At 65.1% G+C, this 18,929-nt stretch carries 19 protein-coding genes; 14 read left to right on the top strand and 5 right to left on the bottom strand.

Translation table 11 applies throughout. From position 1 onward, the window contains the following. Positions 1-71: 71 nt before the first annotated feature. Positions 72-518, bottom strand: coding sequence for a hypothetical protein (locus G522_RS0121140; protein ID WP_026792738.1), 447 nt, complete (start codon positions 516-518; stop codon positions 72-74). A gap of 440 nt (positions 519-958) precedes the next feature. Here G522_RS0121140 and G522_RS0121135 point away from each other — a divergent pair, with 440 nt between their 5' ends. Beyond that, a complete protein-coding gene (locus G522_RS0121135; RefSeq protein ID WP_026792737.1) occupies positions 959-1,411 on the top strand; it encodes a GNAT family N-acetyltransferase in 453 nt (150 codons plus the stop codon). A 218-nt stretch (positions 1,412-1,629) separates the two neighbouring features. Then, positions 1,630-2,673 carry a methyltransferase domain-containing protein gene (locus G522_RS0121130; protein WP_026792736.1) on the top strand — a complete coding sequence of 348 codons (1,044 nt, stop codon included), beginning with the start codon at positions 1,630-1,632 and terminating at the stop codon, positions 2,671-2,673. Positions 2,674-2,677: 4 nt separating this feature from the next. Here G522_RS0121130 and G522_RS0121125 read toward each other — a convergent pair whose 3' ends face one another. Together G522_RS0121125 and G522_RS0121120 are read right to left on the bottom strand one after the other, a co-directional pair. Beyond that, entirely contained in the window at positions 2,678-3,478 is an 801-nt protein-coding gene (locus G522_RS0121125) for a TIGR02391 family protein (RefSeq protein ID WP_026792735.1), read from the bottom strand. A gap of 247 nt (positions 3,479-3,725) precedes the next feature. Beyond that, complete coding sequence (locus G522_RS0121120; protein WP_026792734.1) at positions 3,726-4,532, bottom strand: SDR family NAD(P)-dependent oxidoreductase; 807 nt, start codon at positions 4,530-4,532, stop codon at positions 3,726-3,728. Positions 4,533-4,576: 44 nt separating this feature from the next. Between G522_RS0121120 and G522_RS0121115 the strand changes: the two genes are divergently transcribed. Beyond that, positions 4,577-4,954: a winged helix-turn-helix transcriptional regulator gene (locus tag G522_RS0121115; RefSeq protein WP_026792733.1), complete on the top strand. Its 378-nt coding sequence runs from the start codon at positions 4,577-4,579 to the stop codon at positions 4,952-4,954. A 7-nt stretch (positions 4,955-4,961) separates the two neighbouring features. Here G522_RS0121115 and G522_RS0121110 read toward each other — a convergent pair whose 3' ends face one another. Continuing rightward, on the bottom strand, positions 4,962-5,435 hold the full coding sequence (locus G522_RS0121110) for a hypothetical protein (RefSeq protein WP_026792732.1): 474 nt from the start codon (positions 5,433-5,435) through the stop codon (positions 4,962-4,964). Between the two features lie 178 nt (positions 5,436-5,613). Between G522_RS0121110 and G522_RS0121105 the strand changes: the two genes are divergently transcribed. The 11 genes from G522_RS0121105 (at position 5,614) to G522_RS0121055 (ending at position 17,607) form a co-directional block, all read left to right on the top strand. Then, on the top strand, positions 5,614-6,222 hold the full coding sequence (locus G522_RS0121105; RefSeq protein ID WP_026792731.1) for a 5'-methylthioadenosine/S-adenosylhomocysteine nucleosidase: 609 nt from the start codon (positions 5,614-5,616) through the stop codon (positions 6,220-6,222). A gap of 233 nt (positions 6,223-6,455) precedes the next feature. Continuing rightward, a complete protein-coding gene (locus tag G522_RS28055) occupies positions 6,456-7,355 on the top strand; it encodes a LysR family transcriptional regulator (protein ID WP_051229000.1) in 900 nt (299 codons plus the stop codon). An 82-nt stretch (positions 7,356-7,437) separates the two neighbouring features. Next, the gene (gene add, locus G522_RS0121095; protein ID WP_051228998.1) at positions 7,438-8,457 is read left to right on the top strand and encodes an adenosine deaminase; all 1,020 of its coding nucleotides are present in this window, start codon (positions 7,438-7,440) and stop codon (positions 8,455-8,457) included. Between the two features lie 520 nt (positions 8,458-8,977). After that, on the top strand, positions 8,978-10,222 hold the full coding sequence (locus tag G522_RS0121090; protein ID WP_026792729.1) for a radical SAM protein: 1,245 nt from the start codon (positions 8,978-8,980) through the stop codon (positions 10,220-10,222). 806 nt (positions 10,223-11,028) lie between these two features. Beyond that, positions 11,029-11,994: a nucleoside hydrolase gene (locus G522_RS28050; protein ID WP_051228996.1), complete on the top strand. Its 966-nt coding sequence runs from the start codon at positions 11,029-11,031 to the stop codon at positions 11,992-11,994. Positions 11,995-12,048: 54 nt separating this feature from the next. Then, positions 12,049-13,368, top strand: a complete 1,320-nt coding sequence (locus tag G522_RS0121080) for an ABC transporter substrate-binding protein (RefSeq protein ID WP_026792728.1) — start codon at positions 12,049-12,051, stop codon at positions 13,366-13,368. A gap of 58 nt (positions 13,369-13,426) precedes the next feature. Further along, positions 13,427-14,293, top strand: a complete 867-nt coding sequence (locus G522_RS0121075) for a carbohydrate ABC transporter permease (RefSeq protein WP_036840373.1) — start codon at positions 13,427-13,429, stop codon at positions 14,291-14,293. Then, positions 14,293-15,126, top strand: coding sequence for a carbohydrate ABC transporter permease (locus G522_RS0121070; RefSeq protein ID WP_026792726.1), 834 nt, complete (start codon positions 14,293-14,295; stop codon positions 15,124-15,126). The genes G522_RS0121075 and G522_RS0121070 overlap by 1 nt, the downstream gene beginning before the upstream one ends. 4 nt (positions 15,127-15,130) lie before the next feature. Beyond that, positions 15,131-16,198 carry an ABC transporter ATP-binding protein gene (locus G522_RS0121065; protein WP_026792725.1) on the top strand — a complete coding sequence of 356 codons (1,068 nt, stop codon included), beginning with the start codon at positions 15,131-15,133 and terminating at the stop codon, positions 16,196-16,198. A gap of 163 nt (positions 16,199-16,361) precedes the next feature. Next, entirely contained in the window at positions 16,362-16,790 is a 429-nt protein-coding gene (locus G522_RS0121060; RefSeq protein WP_026792724.1) for a PACE efflux transporter, read from the top strand. Between the two features lie 163 nt (positions 16,791-16,953). Continuing rightward, on the top strand, positions 16,954-17,607 hold the full coding sequence (locus G522_RS0121055; protein WP_026792723.1) for a Rossmann-fold NAD(P)-binding domain-containing protein: 654 nt from the start codon (positions 16,954-16,956) through the stop codon (positions 17,605-17,607). 36 nt (positions 17,608-17,643) lie between these two features. Here G522_RS0121055 and G522_RS0121050 read toward each other — a convergent pair whose 3' ends face one another. Then, the gene (locus tag G522_RS0121050; protein WP_026792722.1) at positions 17,644-18,852 is read right to left on the bottom strand and encodes an MFS transporter; all 1,209 of its coding nucleotides are present in this window, start codon (positions 18,850-18,852) and stop codon (positions 17,644-17,646) included. Positions 18,853-18,929: the final 77 nt, after the last annotated feature.

Raw genomic sequence — 18,929 nt, 5'->3', positions numbered from 1 at the left:
GAAGGGGCCTCGAACCGCCGCGGTTCGAGGCCCTTTACGTTGCGGTCCCTATCAATCGGACCGACGACCGATCAGAAGCGCGCAATCAACTCGAGGGGATCGCGCACCCAGTCATCCCGGTCGGACAAATGCTCGGACGTATGCTTCTCGGCCTCGGCCACCGCATTGAAATGCGGCTGATATTCTTCCACCAATTCCTCGACGAGATGCCTCCGGTCGAGAGCAAAAGGCGACACCTTCCAAAAGACGCCTGCGGTGAGCCGCTTCAGGATGGGGTTGGCGGCCATAATGGCCGAAACGGCCACGATTATAGAGTCGCTCTCGCCGACATACACCGGATGAGCACGGCCGGACAGCTGGGTGGTCAGGACGAAAACACCTGGGCGATCAGGCGCATCAGCACCTGTCTCAAAGGCGTGACCGGCATAGCGCGCCGGCGTCTGGCCAATGGCCGGCAAAGCCTTTCCGTTCGCCGCTGCAGCGGCCGCTGCGACGAAAGACACTTCGGTGACGTTCATGACACATCCTCCCAAACATGTTCGACGCAACACTGCCCGGAAAAGATAACACTAACGTGAAGAATATCAAGAAATATAACTCCCGATTGCTATGCCTCTGGAGCATAGCTCTTTAAGTCATACTTAAATTATACGCATTTTTCCGTAACCATCGTCATTGATTGCAATAATCGAAGCCGGAGGATTATCAGGAAATATTTACCCGCCTCTTTTACCTGGCTCCATCGCGCTAAACTCGGGAGGAGAATAGTTGTTCCCGACGTCGCGAATAAATTTGTGTCGGCTAAATCCGAGCCTCAACCAAGCCGAACGCCGGTCTGGTGCGCCGAAAGATCATGAGGCGCACCAACCAACCGGGACGTCATCCTTTCCGCCGTTTCCCGCCGTGACGCGGCAGGCCCCCATGCATTATGCAAGTTCGAACCAGGGAAACGGGCATCATGATTGAAATCAGAGTGGCAACACGCGAAGACCTGCCGGCGATCGTCGGTCTTCTCGCCGATGACGATCTCGGCAGCACGCGCGAAGACCCGCGAATTCCACTCCACCAAGGCTATGTCGCAGCCTTCGACGCGATTTCCAGCGATGAGAACCAGTTGCTCATCGTGGCCGACGATGGCAGAGCGGTGGTCGGCTGCCTGCAAATCACCTTCATCCCCGGCCTATCGCGCATGGGCCAGTGGCGTGCCCTCTTCGAGAGCGTCCGCGTTGCCCGGGCTCGCCGTGGCGTCGGCATCGGTCGCACCATGCTCGAATGGGCCATCGCCGAGTGCCGTGCCCGTGGCTGCGGCTTCGCTCAACTCACCACTGACAAGAGCCGCACCCGCGCCCACGCCTTCTATGCACGGCTAGGCTTCGAAGCGAGCCACGAAGGCATGAAACTGAAGCTTTAGCACCGATCCATCAGACTGCTTCATCTCCGGGGCGTAAGCGCCTCGGGTAGGATAAACCGAGCAGCCAGGTCCCTCCGGAAGGCTTCCCACCGTCCGGTCCGACTGAGTCACCCAGCCGACTTTCCTTTTCTTTTCCTGTCCTCTTTCTGACAGACCTCCGCCCCGATCGGCGCCATGCTCCCGAATGAGACCTTCTTTGTGAAGTGGGCCTGGAGGGCATGATGGACAAGGCAACGGCCGCCGTTCGGGCCTATTATGGCAAGGATTTGCAAGGGTCTCACGATCTCAAGACCGCGGCCTGCTGCTCGACGGAAGCCTTGTCCCCTGTCCACCAGGCCATCCTGCGCCAGATCGACCCGGAGATTTCAGCCCGCTTCTATGGCTGCGGCTCGCCCATCCCCGACGATGTCGACGGCTGTACCGTTCTCGATCTTGGCTGCGGCGCCGGGCGGGACCTCTACATGGTCTCCGCCCTGGTGGGCGAAGCGGGGCGAGCCGTCGGCGTCGACATGACACCGGAGCAACTCGCCATCGGCCGCAAGCATCAGGCCGCCCAGGCTCGCGCCTTCGGTCATGCCAAGTCTAACATCACATTCCTGGAAGGAACCTTCGAAGACCTCGCCACCCTCGGCATCGCCAAGGAAAGCGTCGATGTGGTCATCTCCAACTGCGCCATCAACCTTGCCATTGACAAGCACCGGGTGTTTTCAGAGATCCATCGGGTGCTCAAGCCGGGCGGCGAACTCCTATTCTCCGATGTGTTTGCCAGCCGCCGCCTGCCGGACGAAGTCGCATCCGACCCACTGCTCATCGGCGAGTGCCTGGGTGGTGCCCTCTATGTTGAGGATTTCCGCCGTCTCATGCGCCAGGTCGGCTGGCCGGACTACCGCATTGTCAGGCGCAGTCAGATCGCCATCAGCCACCCCTATGCCGAGCTTCTGGTGGGGCCGACGACCTTCTGGTCGATCAAGGTGCGCGCCCTCAAGGTCGATGGGCTTGAAGATATCTGCGAGGACTACGGCCAGGTGGCGACCTATCTCGGCACGCTGCCGAACCATCCGCACCGCTTCGCGCTCGACGACCATCACAGCTTCATCGCCGGCAAGCCCATGTTGGTCTGCGGCAACACCGCCGCCATGATCGGCGGCAGTCGGTTCGGCCGGCATTTCCGGGTGTTCGGCGACCGCTCCACCCACTTTGGTCCTTTCAACTGTTCGGGCGGCGCGTCGCCGGATGACGAAGGCGCCGCCGACTGCTGCTGAATGCTCACATCAACTGCGGCATGCTGGCCGCGTCGATCCGCCGGTGGATCAGCGAAATGAGACTGAGGAGATCCTCCGCGTCGTTCCGGGTCATGTGCCAGTGCGGCCTTGGCTCGCTGTCTGCCGGATCATTGAACATGCCAAACACGCCCTTGAGCAGGCTGGTAAATCCCTTCTGCTCGCCAACATGCCCCTCGTTGGCGAGCGAGTTGATCGCAAGAAGAGGCGGATCGCCCGCGAAGGCCTGATCGACGAGGCGAGCGCCGTCGTCGTTGAGGCCGGTGCGGCGGCGGATCTTGTCAGCAATGCCTTTTACCGCCTCCTGCACAGCGAGGACGTAGTTGTCGACCAAGAGTTCTTGCTGGCAGTAGCGCATCACCTCGGGATGAGCACCGCGATAGGTGAGATCGGCGCGCAGCTCGCGCGCCCGCTTGGCGGCCTCGCTGAGCTTGGTCGCCGCCCGCATCGCCTCCAGCTTGCCCTCCTCGCTGATCGTCAGGCCGGCCAAAGCCAAGGCGCGGTTGATATTGACGCGCATCGTCTCGAAGCGCTCCGGCTCCCGGGCGAAGCGCTCGGGCCTCAAGGCGGTGGAGATGAAGGCCAAGATATGCGTGCGATCGTTACGCGTCGTCTGAACGTCGGCAAAGGCGCTGAACAGGCGCTGTCTCGTCTCCAGGCCGGCGTCGGGATCGGGGATACTGGCTGTTTCGAGCAGCGCCGAAATCTCGCCTTCGGTGAGGCCGCCGGGCGTATCCCCCAGCGCACCAGCAATGGCTTCCAACTGATACTGGGTAAATGTCGTCATGTTTTTCTCGCTTTGGCTGAAGCCGCCCGCGACTGAATACATTCTAATCGGACAATGAATTAACTGGGCGAGTATGATCTATGTTCCAGAAAGAAGTAGTGCATCAATAGTATATCATTCTAAATGCGGATGTCGTTTCCGCCGAGGGATTGGTCTTTTCTGCAAGAAAGCACGATACCCCGGCTACAGCCACGCTCAACACAGAGGCCGACCGCCCGGTCACTTCGCTTGGTTTGCCGCCAGGCTTCTAGAACCCTGGCCAAAGGCCGCCATCAAGCCTCAGGTTCACACCGGTGATGTAGCCCGCCCGCGGGCTGACGAGGAAGGCCACCGCGTCGGCGATTTCGGCGAGCGTACCGACCCGCCTGAGCGGCACGGCGGCGAACAGCGGCAGCACCGCTGCCTCGACTTCCGCCCAGGGCGCGTCGGGCGCCAGGCCTCGCTCGACCGCCGCTTTGCGGAAAGCCCGGTCCAGGCTGTCGCTATGGATGGTGCCGGGCGAGACGGTGTTGACGGTGATACCGTCTGTTGCCACCGCCTTGGCGAGCGAGGCGGTCATCGCCAGCATCGCCGCCTTGGCCGCCCCGTAGTCGGGCCGGGCGGCCGGTGCCATCAGCGCCGCCAGGCTGGAAATGTTGACGATCCGCCCCCATTTCGCCCGCCGCATGGCCGGCAGCAGGGCGGTGGTTACCCGCACGGCCGCGAGCACGTTGCGGTCGTAGCCGGCGGCCCAGCTTTCCGGCCGCGTCGCGGACCAATCCTCCGCCGGACCGGCACCGCCAGCATTGTTGACGAGGATTTCCACCGGCCCGGCGGCTTGCGCCGCCTCGATCAAACGCGCCACCTCGTCGTCGACGGTGAGATCGCCAACCACCGCCTGCGCCCGCCCGCCGCTGGCGACGATGTCGCTGGCCACGGCCTCGGTCTTGGCCCGGTCGCGGCCGTGGACGATCACCACGGCACCCTCGAACGCCAGCCCCCGGGCGATGCCTTCGCCGATGCCTTTGCTGCTGCCAGTGACCAGCGCAACCTTTCCCTCAAGCTGCAAATCCATCATCTATTCCTCATGCCGAGATGCGGCACCGATAGGAAACGGCAATGACGAGCGAGGCAATTACGCACTTTAAAGTGCCTGTAGAGCTGGAGGACCGGGCGACCTGCCTGGGGCCGGACGGATCGGCAGCGCATGTCGCCCGGGTGCTGCGCATGCTCGGCGGGCGCTGGAAGCTGCCCATCCTGTTCCGCCTGTTCGCCGCACCGTCGCTACGTAGCTCCGAGCTGCTGCGCGATATCGAGGGCGTCTCGCAGAAGATGCTGACGCAGCATCTGCGGCAGTTGGAGAACGACGGCCTGATCTCCCGGCATGATTTCGGCGAGCAGCCGCCGCGCGTAGACTATACGCTGACGCCCCTGGGCCTGGCCCTGATGCCGGTGCTGATGGCCGCACGGGCGTTCTCGCAGCGTCAATCCGACTGAACGGCGGCTACTTCGGCTCACCGCAGGCGCTGCTGAGCGGACGCATCGCCTCCGACGCGCCGGTGAGCGGGAAAGTCCGCTTCTCCTCACCGATGGCGATGATCAGCTCCTTGCCCTTGGCGAGCATGTTCGACAGCTGTGGCGTGAGGCGGCCGCGCGCCTCAAGAATGACATCGCCGATTTCCTCGGACACCTGCACCTCGCCGCCCAGTGCCAGGCTGTCCGTCGTCGGCGGGGCGGTGATCTTCACGTTGACCTTGCCCGAGCGCGGCTGGAACGCCTCGCCGAGCGACAGGTCCATGATCAGCTCGCGCGCCGGCAGCTCGCAGACGAAAGCGATCGGCGCGTCGTCGCTTTCCGGCACGCCATAAACAAGCGAGGCGCCGCTTTCGTAGTCGAGCCCCAGCCAGATGCGGTCGTCAGCGCGGGCGCCGACCGAAAGGGCGGCAAGACCCGCCATGGCAAGAACAGCGGCTTTCATGGCTTCCTTGGGCTCCGGAACGTTCGGGCGCAGGGCTCCCAAACAGGCGAACGGTGCGGAAAATCTTAGCTCATCGGCGGGCGCCAATAAAGCGCGACCATGGAGGCGAAGCCTCGCCGTATCGGCCGATTTCGGCTACCAATCCTTCGATTTCAGTAGGGATTCGAAAGGGGCTCCCATGAGCGGATCGATACTGTTTGCCATGGCCGCGGAGCAGGAATACGGCCCGGCGCTTCGGGCGCGCATCAAACCGGTGATGATCGGCGTCGGCCCGGTGGAGGCCGCCGTCAATCTCACGGTCGAGCTCAGCGCCCGCGCCCAACGAAGCAGTCTGCCTAAACTGGTGGTCAGCCTCGGCTCGGCCGGTTCGCGCCGGCTCAATCACTGCGAGGTCTATCAGGCTGTATCCATCGCCTATCGCGACATCGACGCCTCCCCGCTCGGCTTTGCCAAGGGCACCACGCCGCTCCTCGATCTACCGGCCGTCGTGCCGTTGCCGCTGCGCCTGCCCGGCGTGCCGGAAGCCAGCCTTTCCACCGGCGGCAACGTCGTCTCCGGCGCTGCCTATGACCTTGTCGACGCCGACATGGTCGACATGGAAACCTTCGCCGTCTGGCGCGCATCGCAGAAATTCGGCGTGCCAATGCTCAGCCTACGCGGCATATCCGACGGCAAGGCCGAAGTGACCAAGTTCGCCGACTGGACGGAGTATCTCCACATTATCGATGAGAAGCTGGCGACGATCGTCGACAGGATTCTGGCGGGTGAGGTGGTGGGAGCAGCTTGATTGCCACCGGCGCGCCCGCTGCCATGGACCGCCCTATATCCGCGCAATACGGCTGGTATCGCGCTTCGGCGTGCTTTGACGACTGGTCTTCAAGACAATCGTCGCCTTGAAAGAATCCTACCGCATGCCCTGGAGATCTTCCAATCCCTTGGCACGATGGCCTAGAGTTGCCCGACAAGGATGGCGCCCTCTTCCGTCATCCTCCTCTCGCCCCCGAACCACGCTCACCAACCATGCTCGACCCTCTCGATCACCTGTCGGCCTTGCGCGTGTTCGAAGCGGTTGCGCGGCTTGGCAGCGTGCGGCTGGCGGCGATGGAGCTTGGGGTCACCGATGGGGCGGTGTCCAAGCAGATCCGGGCTCTGGAAGCGTCGCTGAAGACCGAGCTGTTCATTCGCGGCCATCGCAAGCTGATCCTCACCGAGCCGGCCGAGCGGCTGGCGCAGTCGCTGGCCGCCGCCTTCGAGAGCATCGTACGATCGGTCGAGCGGACCGAGCGCTCCGGCCAGCGCGGCCGTCTGGTGATCGCGGCGCCCGCCACGTTTCTCGTCCGCTGGTTCCTGCCGCGCCTGCCCAAGCTGCTGGCCCGCCTCAAGGGAACAGAGATCGACGTGGTGGCCTGGAACAAGGACCCCGTCGCCACCGACCGCTCCATCGACATGCACGTAGTGGTCGGCGGCGAAACGGCCATCCCCGGCATGGTCAGGCACATCGTCGGCCCTGAGACCTTCGGCCCCGTGGCCACCCCCGCGCTGCTGCCGGAGGGCGGGCCGCCCGAGGACATCTTGGGCGTCCAGCGGCTGACCACGGTGTGGCCGACCGCCATGTGGAGCAACTGGTCGGTGGAAAGCGGCGTGGCACTGCCGGAGTCGCCCATGCTGCGCTTTGAACGGCTGCTGTTCGCCATCAAGGCGGCCGAGGCCGGCCTTGGCGCCGTACTGGCGCCCGGCCCCGCCGTCTGGGACGCCATCGCCGCCGGGGAGCTGGTGGCGCCGCTCGGCCTTTACAAGCGCGACGGCAACTGGGCGCTGCTCTGGCGCACCGACCAGACCTCGGCGCTGCACATGTCGGCGCTGCGCTGGTTCCAGGCCGAATTCGCCGCTTCGGAGGCCGCCGCTTTCGGCGAGAGTTGAGCGTCCCTCAACTGAAAATCCGAAAACTCGATTGCCGGTCCGGGCATATGCCGCGACAGTCCTCCGACGACGGAGACTGACCATGCTCGTGGATGTGACCGGCACGCCCGACTTTACCCGCCAGCCCAAGATCGAGCTGCACATCCATCTCGATTGCTCGCTGATGAGAAGCGCCCTCCACCGGCTGGGCGATCCGATCGGCGAAACAGACTTCCGGCGGATCTACACCGCGCCCGAACGCTGCAGCACGCTGCTCACCTACCTGATGGCCATTGAGCCGTCCTGCGCCGTGCTCCAGACCGCGCCGGCCCTCCGCATCGCCATGGAGGAACTGCTGCGCGCCCTGGCGAGCGACGGCGTGATCTACGCCGAAATCCGCTTCGCGCCGCACACCCATCAAGGCGGCGGCCTCGGCCTCGACGAGGTGATGGCGGCGGTCACCGACGGCCTCGCGGCGGGGATGGAAGCCACCGGCATCACCGCCGGCCTCCTCCTCTGCGCCCTGCGCGACTATACGCCCGAGCAGAACCTGCCGGTGATCGATCTCGCCCACCGCTGGCGCGACCGCGGCGTGGTCGGCGTCGATCTCGCCGGCGACGAAGCGGGCCATCCGGCGGCGGCCAATCGCTCGGTGTTCAACCGCGCCCACGAACTCGGCCTGCCCGTCACCGCCCATGCCGGCGAGGCGGCCGGGCCGGACAGCCTCCGCGAGGTCATCGACCTCTTGCGCCCCGCCCGCATCGGCCATGGCGTCAGGGCGATCGAGAGCGAGGACATTCTGGCCGAGATCAAGGCGCGCAACCTGCACCTTGAGATCTGCCCGTCGTCCAACATCCAGGTCGGCGTGTTCGGCGCCTATGGCGACCACCCAGTCGACCAGCTGTCGCGGCGCGGCCTGTCGCTGTCGATCAACACCGACGCCCGCACGGTGGCGCCGCTCAGCCTGTCGCTGGAGTATCGCCGCCTCGCCAAGTGCTTCGGCTGGCGGGCCGGCGAGTTCCTCGCCCACAATCTCGAAGCCGTCCGCCACGCCTTCCTGCCAGCATCCGAGAAGGCCGGCCTCAGCGCCCGGCTGATCGACGGCTGGGGCGCCAGAGACTAGGGCAGCCGATTACCGTCTGCACAGAGGTTTGACGGGTTACAGGCGATAGCCATCCTGGCTGCTCAGGTCTGGTACCAGTGAGTTCGGGTTTCGTCGGATGGACGGCTGGGCCACGAGGGCGTGATCGGTTTGCGCCAGAAGGGGGCAGTGGCCCACAGCGCTTGGAGGACCGAAGTTGGCCATCCACCGACTGACGGCTCCGAGATGACGACGCGGAAAACCGGCACACATTGGGTCGGGGAAGTCAGTATCTGTTCCCGCCCCAATGCGAATATCCCTGTCCACCGCGTTCTTCCTCACGTCAGTTCCGTTCGGCCTTGCCGCACGCGCAGCAGCAACCGCAGCGGGGAACGCGCTTGCCGCATGCTGCTGTGTTCGCGCCTACTCCCTAAGTTCATCGGTAGTATCTGGGCGTTCAACCCCAGAGTGCGCCGGCGTATAATTGCCAGTCTCGCAGTAGAGGGCCTGCGAGACAGCTTCTCGGTTAGGGCTAAAACGGTTGTCCATTGGATGACGTCCAATGACCTATTACCAACTGGACCAACATGTTCGTCTCATTTCGGGTGCGATGAGCCATTGCCTTTTCCACGATGGCAGCGGCACGGTCTATCACATCAATAACGATACGCTTGGCCTCCTCCAGCGCCTTGCGACCCAAGGTGTCGACGGGCTCGGGACCGAGGAGACCAACCTGATCGAACAGTTCGAAACGGCTGGCCTTGTTCGGCCTGTCGAAGCGACTGGTGCTCTCAAGATCCTTGAGATTTCGCCCCTGGATGATCGGCGCGTGGACTTCGCATGGATCGAAGTTACCCAGCGCTGCAACATGCGCTGCCTGCATTGTTACGAGGACTCCAGCCCAACCAACGGAGACGAAATGGCGGAGGAGGACTTCCACCTCGCCATGCACCGCCTTTGCGACTACGGAATTCGCAAGATCCAGTTCATCGGTGGCGAACCCCTGCTGCTCGGGTCAAGGCTGACAGCCTACATCCGCCAGTATCGCGATCACTTCGACTCCGTCGAAGTGTTCACCAATGCGACCTTGTTGAAAGAACCACTCGTCAAGGACCTCAAGACCCTGGACGTCAGTGTTGCGCTGTCGCTCCATTCGAGCGACGAAGCCCAACACGACCGCATGACCCGCACCAGAGGATCCTTCAAACGGACCACCCGAAGCATCGAACTGCTGCGCTCCCACGCCGTGAAATACCGGATCTGCGGCGTGGAGATCGCCGAGATCGACCCGGGCCAGACCAATGCCTACCCGATCAACAAACGTGATCTGGTGCGGCTGACCGGGCGAGCGGACCTGGCGCTCTATAACGACGCCATGCTGAGACGAAAGCTCATCACCCAGAATAATTTCCGCCGCGCTCAGTCCCTGTCCGATGTCCGGGCGAAAGCAACGGGGCACAATTGCTTTGCCCGCAACATCTATATTGATTGCCATCTTGAAGTCTTTCCCTGCGTCATGGAACGACGTTTCAGCCATGGCAACCTCAGGTCAGGCGCTCTTGGCGACATCCTCGACCCCGGTATCCAGCACCTGACCAAGGACCAGGTCGCAAGCTGTTCCGCCTGCGAATACCGGTACTTCTGCTTCGATTGCCGCCCCGACGCCTGTGGGGCCGGCAAATTCGCCAAGCCCTGGTACTGCACCTACGTGCCGGAGACCGGGACATGGACCCCACCCGACGCATTCATTGCAACGCTCAAAGCCACATACCGAAAGGAGTCGGATTATGCCGAATTACAGATTTGAACTCTTGACGGACCCGGCGCACCGCGTGCTCTTCGCCGGCTGCCAACCTGACAAATGCGACCCGACCTGCAACCCTTGCGACCCTTGCGGACCAGACAGCGTTTGCGACCCCGTGTGCGAGCCGAGCTCGTGCGATCCCATGTGCCAACCGCTGTGTGCGCCCTGCACGCCCGATGACTCCTCCTGCGAACCCTATTGCCCGCCGAGCTGCTCGCCACCGAGTTGCGGACCACAGCCCCCGAGCCCCTATTCGTGAGACGGTAGAAAACGATACGGGGTGGGGGTGACGGAAGCGCGGACGGCGTCGCCCGTTCATCTGAGGCGGAAAACAACAGAAGCGGGCGCTGCACACGGCGCCCGCAAGTTATTGGTTTGTATCCGTGTTTCCCTGACGGACGATCTCCGCATCGTGCCGACGCCTGCGTCGAGTGTCCGGCTTTCCCACCCGACAGGATGCATCTCCTGACCACACCGGGGCGAAAAGTTGCCGCCTTGTCCATGCGGAGCGAGAGTCCCCTTCGGGGCAGAAGCGATCCGCCGTTCGCCCCGTCAAAGTCTCTGTGACGCGGCACGAGCTGCTCTTGTTCATCGGCTGATTGATCGGGTTGGATCAAATCCCCACCAGTCGGCGCACTTGGCGCATCCCGCCAACACGCTTGTTGCCGTCTGCGCAACCAAAGCCAAACCCGGCTGATCGACGACTGGGGCGCCGACACTTGAGCCAAACTCAATCGAAAGGACAAAGCGTCGATTTTGCCGCCGGCCGAAAGGCCGCATTGTTAGGCGCCACAGGAGTAGCCCAACCAATGCCCCGCCGCCGCCTCATCATCGACTGCGACCCCGGCCACGACGATTTCGCGGCCATCGCGCTGGCGGTGACATCAGGCGCTTTCGATATCGAGGCCATCACCGCCGTCTGCGGCAACGCGCCGCTCGATCGAACCGTCGCCAACGCGCTGACCATCGCCGACGCGCTCGGCACATCCATTCCGGTCTATGCCGGAGCGGTGGCGCCGCTCCTCCATCGCTATGAGTTTCCCGCCGCCTTCCACGGCGTCACTGGGCTCGACTCCGCCGGCGCCACGCTGCCGCCGCCGCGCCGAGCCGTCGCGCCCGGCCACGCGGCGCTGGAGATCGCCGCCCGCGTCAACGCCGCGCCGGGCGAGATCACGCTGGTCGTGCTCGGGCCGATGACCAACCTCGCGCTCGCCCTGGCGCTCGATCCGGACCTTGCCTCCAAGGTGCGCGAGCTGGTGTTCATGGGCGGCGGCATCGTCGGCGGCAACGTCACCGCTCGTGCCGAGTTCAACGTCTGGGCCGACCCTGAGGCCGCCGCCATCGTGCTGCGCTCGGGCATCAAGGCCACCATGTTCGGCCTCGATGTCACCAACCGGGCCTTCATCGACACCGACGACCTCGCCCGGCTCCGGGCCGCCGTGCCCGCGCCCAACCCTGTCGCCGACATCATCCAGTTCTACACCGAGCGCTCCGGCGACGTGGCGGCCGGACGGGTGCACGGACCGTCGCTGCACGACACCTGCCCGGTGGCCTGGCTGATCGACCCGACGCTGTTTCAAACCGAAAGCCTGCCGGTGACGGTGGAAACGTCGCCCGGTCCGCGCTATGGCGCCACCGACGCCGACCGCCGGACCTGGGCGCCCGATCATCTGCCGCGCATCGACGTGGCGCTCGAGCTCGACCGGCCGCGCCTTGCCGCCCGCGTCACCGACGCGCTGGTCGAGGCCGCCAAACGCATCGCCAACAACGCATAACGAAAAATTGGACCGCTAGTACCGCAACTAAGTTCCTGCCCCGAGGAGAAGCCCATGACCCGGTTGCCGATGTTGACCACTGCGCTGGCGCTTGGATTGACCGCCACCGCCCATGCCGAAACCACGCTGACCGTCCTGATGATCGAAGGCCTGGACAAGGGCGCGATGGAGGCGGTGGCCGCCCAGTACATGCGCGAGCATACGGATGTGAAGGTCGAGATCCAGAGCCTGCCCTGGAACCAGTTCTTCCAGGTGTCGGAGATGCGGCTGAAGTCGAAGGATGCTGCCGTCGATCTGATCTACACCGATGCGCCGGTCGTCGCCTCCTATGCCGCCAACGGCTACATCCTGCCGTTCGACGCCGCCATTGCCGACGATGCCAAGGCCAAGCTGGTCGCCCCATCGGTCGCCACCGGCACCTATGACGGCAAGCTCTATTCGCTGCCGATGAACTCGTCGGCGCAGGTTCTCTATTACAACGCCGATCTCCTGAAGGCAGCCGGCGTGACGCCGCCCAAGGGGCTGACCCGCGATAGCATCACCAAGCCCGACGCCATCGCCCAGCTCGCCACCGGCGACCGCTGGACGTTCGAGCAGGTCGCCGAGGCCGCCAAGGCGGTGTCCGGCGACGAAGGCGGCAAGGGCAAGCCCTGGGGCTTCGCCTTCGAGCAGTTCGCCGAGCTCTACCAGTTGCAGCCGCTCGGCGCCTCGCTGGGCTCGGAGCTGATCTCGACTGATGCCAAGACGGCCGACGGCTATCTCAACGGCGACGCCTGGACCAAGGCCGCCACCTGGTGGTCGGATCTGTTCAACAAGGCCAACGTCAGCCCGCGCTCCCTCGGCTTCGGCGAGGCGGCGCAGATGTTCACCAACGGCCAGCTCGCCATGTTCGTCGGCGGCACCTGGAACGTGCCGGCGGTGGCGAAATCCTCCATCAACTTCGGCATCGCCCCGCACCCGAAGTTCGCCGACGGCAAGGCCGCGACGCCCACCGGCAGCTGGTATCTCTCCGTCACCAAGGCGAGCCCCGACACGGCGGCGGCCACCGATTTTGCCAAATACGCCGCGCTGAGCGACGAAGGCACTGACGTCTGGTTCAAGACGCTCAACCAGTTGCCCACCACCAACCGGCTGCTCGACCAGATCAATGCCGACCCGGCCTTCGACGCCTTCCCGGCCAACGTCATGCGCCTGTCGGCCTGGGAATCGCGCAACACCGCCGCCCCGCGTCCGGTGACCGTCGCCTTCAGCCAGTTGCAGGACGCCTTCCGTACCGCCTTCACCGACATTGCCAACGGCGTTGCCGTGGACGAAGCTTTGGGCACGGCGGTCGACGCCTATAATGAGGCCGCCGCCCGACTGAACCGCAAGTAATCCTTCGCCCGGACGGCCGCGCCGAAAGGCGCGGTCGCGCCCAGTAAAGAGCCAGAGCATGAACCGCTCGCCCATCCCGCTCCTGGTCCTGACGCTCGCGCCGGCCTTGCTGGGGCTGGCGGTGTTCCGCGCCTATCCCATCGGCCTCGCCCTCTACGAGAGCCTCTACACCACCATCGGCGGCGAGCGGGTGTTCGCCGGCTTCGACAACTACCTGATGCTGCTGACCGATGTCGGCTTCTGGAAGTCGCTGCGCGTCACGCTGTGGTTCAACCTGATCATCAATCCGCTGCAGGTGGCGCTCGCCCTGGCGCTGGCCCTGGTGTTCGTCCAGAAGCTGCCGGGCATGGCTTTCTTCCGCCTGCTGTTCCTGATCCCCATCGGCATTTCGCTGCCGGTCGCCGTCATCATCTGGCGCATCGTGCTGTTGCCGGAGGGCTTTCTCAACGGCGCCCTGGGCATCGTCGGCCTCGGCCCCTACCGCTTCCTGACCAGCCCGGATTTCGCGCTCTACTCGATCATCGCCATCGCCACCTGGAAGGGCATCAGCTACTGGATGATCTTCCTGGTCGGCGGGTTGCAGAACATACCACCCGAGATCAACGAGGCGGCGCGGCTCGAAGGCGCCTCCCCCTGGCAGCGGCTGTGGCTGATCACCCTGCCGCTTCTGAGGCCGACGCTGCTGTTCGTGCTGGTGGCCGACATCACCATCAACTTTCTGCTGTTCGCGCCAGTGTTCATGCTGACCGGCGGCGGTCCGCGCGGCTCGACCAACGTGCTGATGTACGAGGCCTACAAGTCCGGCTTCGTTTTTGGCGACATGGGGCGGGCCATGGCCATCGTCGTCTGCCTGGTGGCGCTGCTCCTGGTCATTGTCGCCATCCAGTTCCGCCTCTTGTCCTCCGCGCCCAAGGAGGCGAAGTGATGCCGCCCATCCTGCGCAAGGCCCTGATCTATCTCGCCATCGCCGCGGTGGCCTTCGTCTTCGTGCTGCCGCTGTGGTGGGCGATCCTGTCGTCGTTCCGCCCCAACGAGGCGATCTTCCGCGACCTCTTCCCCTTCACGCCCAGGGCGCTCTGGCCCGAGCCCTTCACGCTCGACGCCTATGTGGCGATCTTCGAGCGCGGATTCGGCACCATCATCGCCAACACGCTGCTGGTTGCCGGACTGACGACCGCGCTGGGCCTCATCGTCAACGGTCTCGCCGGCTATGCCTTTGCGCTGTTCGAGTTTCCCGGCAAATCCGCCGTGCTCGGCATCGTGGTGGTCAGCTTCATGCTGCCGTTCGAGGCCATCGCCATGCCGCTCTACTCGGTGGTGAGCCAGCTCGGCTGGATCGACCACGTGGCGGCGCTGGTGGTGCCGTCGGTCGCCAACGGCCTTGCCGTTTTCCTGTTCTACCAGTTCTTCCAGCAGGTGCCGAAAGACTATTACGAGGCGGCCCGCCTCGAAGGCGCGGGATGGCTGCGCATCCTCTGGTCGGTCTACGTGCCGCTGTCGCTGCCCACCTGCATCTCGGCCGGGCTGATGCTGTTCATCTTCCAGTGGGAAGCCTTCCTGTGGCCGCTGCTCGCCATGCCGGCCCAGCAGTTCAAGGTGATCCAGGTCGGCATGGCCGCCTTCCAGGACCAGTACACAACGGCGTGGAACCAGCTGTTCGGGGCGGCGGTGATCACCGCGCTGATCCCCATGCTGCTGCTGATCCCGCTGCAACGCTATTACGTGCAGGGCCTTGCCGGCTCTGGCATCAAGGGATGACGCCATGAGTGGTCTGGAACTCAAGGGCCTGCGCAAGGCCTTCGGCCTCACGGAGATCATCTCCGGCGTCGATCTGAAGATCGCCGACGGCGAGCTGGTCGTCTTCGTCGGCCCGTCCGGCTGCGGCAAGTCGACGCTGCTGCGCCTGATCGCCGGGCTGGAGAACGTCACCGCCGGTCAGATCGTCATCGGCGACCACGACGTCACCAAGGTCGATCCGGCCAAGCGCGGCGTCGCCATGGTGTTCCAGTCCTACGCGCTGTTCCCGCATATGACGGTGCGCCAGAATATCGGCTTCGGCATGCGGGTGAACCGGGTACCCAAGCCCGAAGCCGCCGCCCGGCTGGAAAAGGCCGCCGCCCTCCTCCAGCTCACCGAGCTTCTCGACCGCAGGCCGGCCCAGCTGTCCGGCGGCCAGCGCCAGCGCGTGGCCATCGGCCGCGCCATCGTCCGCGAGCCCGACGTCTTTCTGTTCGACGAGCCGCTCTCCAACCTCGACGCCGAACTGCGCGTGCAGATGCGCGGCGAGCTGGCCGCCCTGCACGCCCGCCTCGGCGCAACCATGATCTACGTCACCCACGACCAGGTCGAGGCGATGACGCTGGCCGACCGGATCGTCGTGCTGCGGGCCGGCCGCGTCGAACAGATCGGCGCACCGCTCGACCTCTACGACGACCCGGACAACCTGTTCGTAGCCGGCTTCCTAGGCTCGCCGCGCATGAACTTCCTCACCGCCGAGGTGCAGCCCGACGGACGGCTCCGTCCCAACGGATACGCGGCGGACCTGCCATCGCCGGTCGGCGGTCTCACGCCCGGCCGCCGCGTGGTGCTCGGCTGTCGGCCGGAGAATATCGAGATCACCGACGACGGCGCGCTCACCGCATCGGTCAAGACCGTGGAACAGCTCGGCGCCTCCACCTTCGTTCACGCCGACTGCGCGTCGAGCGTCGTTCTGGCTGCCGAACTCCGTCAGCGCTGGAGCCTCAAGAACCAAACGACCCTGCGCTTCAACCTGCCTACTGCCTCGACGCAGCTGTTCGACGCCGACACCGGGTTGCGCATCCGGCAATGACCGCGTTCACGGGATGACCATGCACCCCGCGCCCATCAGCCCTTCCCGTTGAACCGTTGCATTTCCGCCGTTCCGCCCTTATCTACCCGCTCGTAAAGCGAGGACGACCTCCCCCTTCAGGGGTTTCAATCGCTCGGGACGACCCGGGCCCTTGGAGGGATCCATGCGCTCCGTTTCCGACCGTATTCGCCACGCCATCAGCTTCGAGGCGATCGGCCTTCTCCTCGTCACCCCCATGGGCGCCTTGGTGTTCGATCTGCCGATGCAGGAGATGGGCGTGGTCAGCGTCGTCAGCGCCATGATCGCCACGGCCTGGAACCTCATCTACAATTATCTTTTCGATCTCGCGATGACGCGTACCCTTGGCACCACCGCCAAGGGCGGCGTGCTGCGCGTGTTCCACGCCGTGCTGTTCGAGGCCGGACTGCTCTGCGTGCTGCTGCCCTTCATTGCCGTTTATCTCGGCATATCGCTCTGGCAGGCGCTGGCGATGGATGTATCCTTCGCGCTCTTCTACATGGCCTACGCCTTCGTCTTCAACTGGGGCTACGACCGGGTGTTCCCGCTGCCGGAATGGCAGACACAGGCCTGAAACCGCTTGCGATTCATCAAATAGCGAATGCAATCCTAAGTCAGGCTTGCGCAACCTCCGGGCGCCATTATCTAGCATTCAGTTATCAGCCGTTCAGCCAGCTGAAATTCAGTGCTCCCGGCATCGGCCGGAGACCGATACCGGTATCAAGGGAGGTCTTCGGATGACCCAACGTGTTCTTCTGGCCGGCAGCTCGGGGCTGATCGGCGGCCTCGTGCGCACCCGCCTCGATACCCGCCGCGATGTCGATCTCATCAGCCTGATCCGCCAGGGATCGGCGGCGCCCGGCGAACCCATCGACTTCGAACAGCTCTGCGCCACGCCCGGCGCCCTGTTGAGCCCGCTCGCCCCCGAGGGGCTCGACGTGGCGATCTCCTGCCTCGGCACCACCATCCGCACCGCCGGGTCCCAGCCGGCCATGTTTCGCGTCGACCACGACTATGTGCTGGCCGTCGCCCAGGGCGCGCGGGCGCTCGGTGCTCGGCAATTCATCCTGGTCACCTCGGCCGGCGCCGGCGGCCCCGGCTTCTACCTCAAGACCAAGGGCGCCATCGAAGAGGCCGTCGTCCACCTCGGCTTCGACCGGGTGGACCTGATCCGCCCCGGCGTGTTGCTCGGCCACCGCGCCGAGCCGCGGCCGTTGGAGGCGATCAGCCAGACTGTGCTCGCCGCGCTCACCCCGATCATGGCCGGCCCGCTCACCCGCTATGCCGCCATCCGCGCCGAGACGGTGGCCGACGCCATCGTGGCGCTGATCGGCCGCACTGGCGCCGGCCGTCACCTGCATGAGAACGCCGAGCTCAAGTCCATCAGATAACGCAGGCGCCCGGCGCAAGGCCGGGCGTCGGCAGATTCATTCGCCGATGGCTGGAACGACGCGGGCGCGGCCGGCGAAGCCGATCAGCGTGGCGCCCGCCAGGGCGAACAGGGCGGCGAACATGAACACGCCGGACGGCCCTTCGAAGTCGACGATCAGGCCGCCGAACACTGCGCCGCTGGAGATCGCCACCTGGAAGGTGGTCAGCATCAGCGCGCCGGCGCTTTCCGGCTCGTCGGACGCCGCCTGGTTGACGAAGCTCTGCACGCTGACCGGGAAGGCACCGAAGGCGAAGCCCCAGAGGGCGGTGGCAACGGCCGCGATCACCGGCGAGGCGCCGGCCAGGGTGAGCAGCAGGGCCATGACGGCAATGCCACCGCCCGCAAGCGCCAGGGAGAGCGAGGTGTTGCGCTCGGCCATGAAGCCGCCGGCGAAGTTACCCAGGAAGCCGCCGATGCCGAAGGCCAGGAGGATGCGCGACACGCCGTCGATGCCGAAGTGCGGCACATCCTCGAGGAACGGGCGGATGAAGGTGAAGCCCGCGAAGTGGCCGGCCACCGTCAGCAGGATGGTCAGAAGCACGATGCGGATGGCCGGCCGGCGCAGCACGGCGGCCATGGTGCTCAGGCTGGCCGGACCGGTGGAGGGCATGGCCGGCAGCGTCGCCGCCTGGGCGATGAGCGCCAGCACGCCAAGCCCGCCGGCGATACCGAAGGCATAGCGCCAGCCCAGCACGTCGCCGATCCAGGCCCCGACCGGCGCCGCGCAGACGGTGGCCACCGACACGCCGCCCATGATGATGGCCATCGCCCGTGGCATCAGCTCGCTTGGCACAAGGCGCATGGCAAGTGCCAGCGACATGGCCCAGAAGCCGCCAAGGCCGATGCCGAGCAGGCCGCGCGCCAGGAGGAGCAGGGGCAGCCCGGTGGCAAAGGCGGCGATGAAGCTCGAAAGGATCAGCATCGACGTCAGCGCCAACAGGGTGTGGCGCCGGTCGAAGCGGCTGGTGCCCACCACCACGGCCGGGCCGGCAATCGCGCCGACCACGGCGGTCATGGTCACCGACTGGCCGGCCGCGCCGATGCTGACGCCGAGATCGTGCGACATCGGCGTCAACAGGCTCGCCGGCAGAAACTCCGCCGTCACGAGGCCGAACACGCCGAGGGCAAGAGAGGCAACGCCGGCCCAGGCTGCCTCGGTTCGGGCCTCATTGCGAGAGTCCGTCGTTGCTGGATTGCTGTTCATAAGCCGTCCCTATCGAGTGAGCGAAAAAAGCGGCCGACACGGATGCCGTGCCGGCTGGCGAGCCAACCTCGCGTCTG

The organism is Pleomorphomonas oryzae DSM 16300 (assembly GCF_000422965.1).
Taxonomy (GTDB): Bacteria; Pseudomonadota; Alphaproteobacteria; order Rhizobiales; family Pleomorphomonadaceae; genus Pleomorphomonas; species Pleomorphomonas oryzae.
Note: the sequence above shows the minus strand (reverse complement) of the source record. Positions and strands in the feature narration are given on the sequence as shown.

What these genes read in the sequence shown, in the direction of transcription:
- G522_RS0121105 (WP_026792731.1), top strand. Translation starts at nt 5,614, where the DNA reads ATGAGCGGATCGATACTGTTTGCCATGGCCGCGGAGCAGGAATACGGC.
- G522_RS0121140 (WP_026792738.1), bottom strand. Translation starts at nt 518, where the DNA reads ATGAACGTCACCGAAGTGTCTTTCGTCGCAGCGGCCGCTGCAGCGGCG.
- G522_RS28055 (WP_051229000.1), top strand. Translation starts at nt 6,456, where the DNA reads ATGCTCGACCCTCTCGATCACCTGTCGGCCTTGCGCGTGTTCGAAGCG.
- G522_RS0121070 (WP_026792726.1), top strand. Translation starts at nt 14,293, where the DNA reads ATGCCGCCCATCCTGCGCAAGGCCCTGATCTATCTCGCCATCGCCGCG.
- G522_RS28050 (WP_051228996.1), top strand. Translation starts at nt 11,029, where the DNA reads ATGCCCCGCCGCCGCCTCATCATCGACTGCGACCCCGGCCACGACGAT.
- G522_RS0121075 (WP_036840373.1), top strand. Translation starts at nt 13,427, where the DNA reads ATGAACCGCTCGCCCATCCCGCTCCTGGTCCTGACGCTCGCGCCGGCC.
- G522_RS0121090 (WP_026792729.1), top strand. Translation starts at nt 8,978, where the DNA reads ATGACCTATTACCAACTGGACCAACATGTTCGTCTCATTTCGGGTGCG.
- G522_RS0121115 (WP_026792733.1), top strand. Translation starts at nt 4,577, where the DNA reads ATGACGAGCGAGGCAATTACGCACTTTAAAGTGCCTGTAGAGCTGGAG.
- G522_RS0121135 (WP_026792737.1), top strand. Translation starts at nt 959, where the DNA reads ATGATTGAAATCAGAGTGGCAACACGCGAAGACCTGCCGGCGATCGTC.
- add (WP_051228998.1), top strand. Translation starts at nt 7,438, where the DNA reads ATGCTCGTGGATGTGACCGGCACGCCCGACTTTACCCGCCAGCCCAAG.
- G522_RS0121055 (WP_026792723.1), top strand. Translation starts at nt 16,954, where the DNA reads ATGACCCAACGTGTTCTTCTGGCCGGCAGCTCGGGGCTGATCGGCGGC.
- G522_RS0121125 (WP_026792735.1), bottom strand. Translation starts at nt 3,478, where the DNA reads ATGACGACATTTACCCAGTATCAGTTGGAAGCCATTGCTGGTGCGCTG.
- G522_RS0121050 (WP_026792722.1), bottom strand. Translation starts at nt 18,852, where the DNA reads ATGAACAGCAATCCAGCAACGACGGACTCTCGCAATGAGGCCCGAACC.
- G522_RS0121080 (WP_026792728.1), top strand. Translation starts at nt 12,049, where the DNA reads ATGACCCGGTTGCCGATGTTGACCACTGCGCTGGCGCTTGGATTGACC.
- G522_RS0121060 (WP_026792724.1), top strand. Translation starts at nt 16,362, where the DNA reads ATGCGCTCCGTTTCCGACCGTATTCGCCACGCCATCAGCTTCGAGGCG.
- G522_RS0121065 (WP_026792725.1), top strand. Translation starts at nt 15,131, where the DNA reads ATGAGTGGTCTGGAACTCAAGGGCCTGCGCAAGGCCTTCGGCCTCACG.
- G522_RS0121120 (WP_026792734.1), bottom strand. Translation starts at nt 4,532, where the DNA reads ATGGATTTGCAGCTTGAGGGAAAGGTTGCGCTGGTCACTGGCAGCAGC.
- G522_RS0121110 (WP_026792732.1), bottom strand. Translation starts at nt 5,435, where the DNA reads ATGAAAGCCGCTGTTCTTGCCATGGCGGGTCTTGCCGCCCTTTCGGTC.
- G522_RS0121130 (WP_026792736.1), top strand. Translation starts at nt 1,630, where the DNA reads ATGATGGACAAGGCAACGGCCGCCGTTCGGGCCTATTATGGCAAGGAT.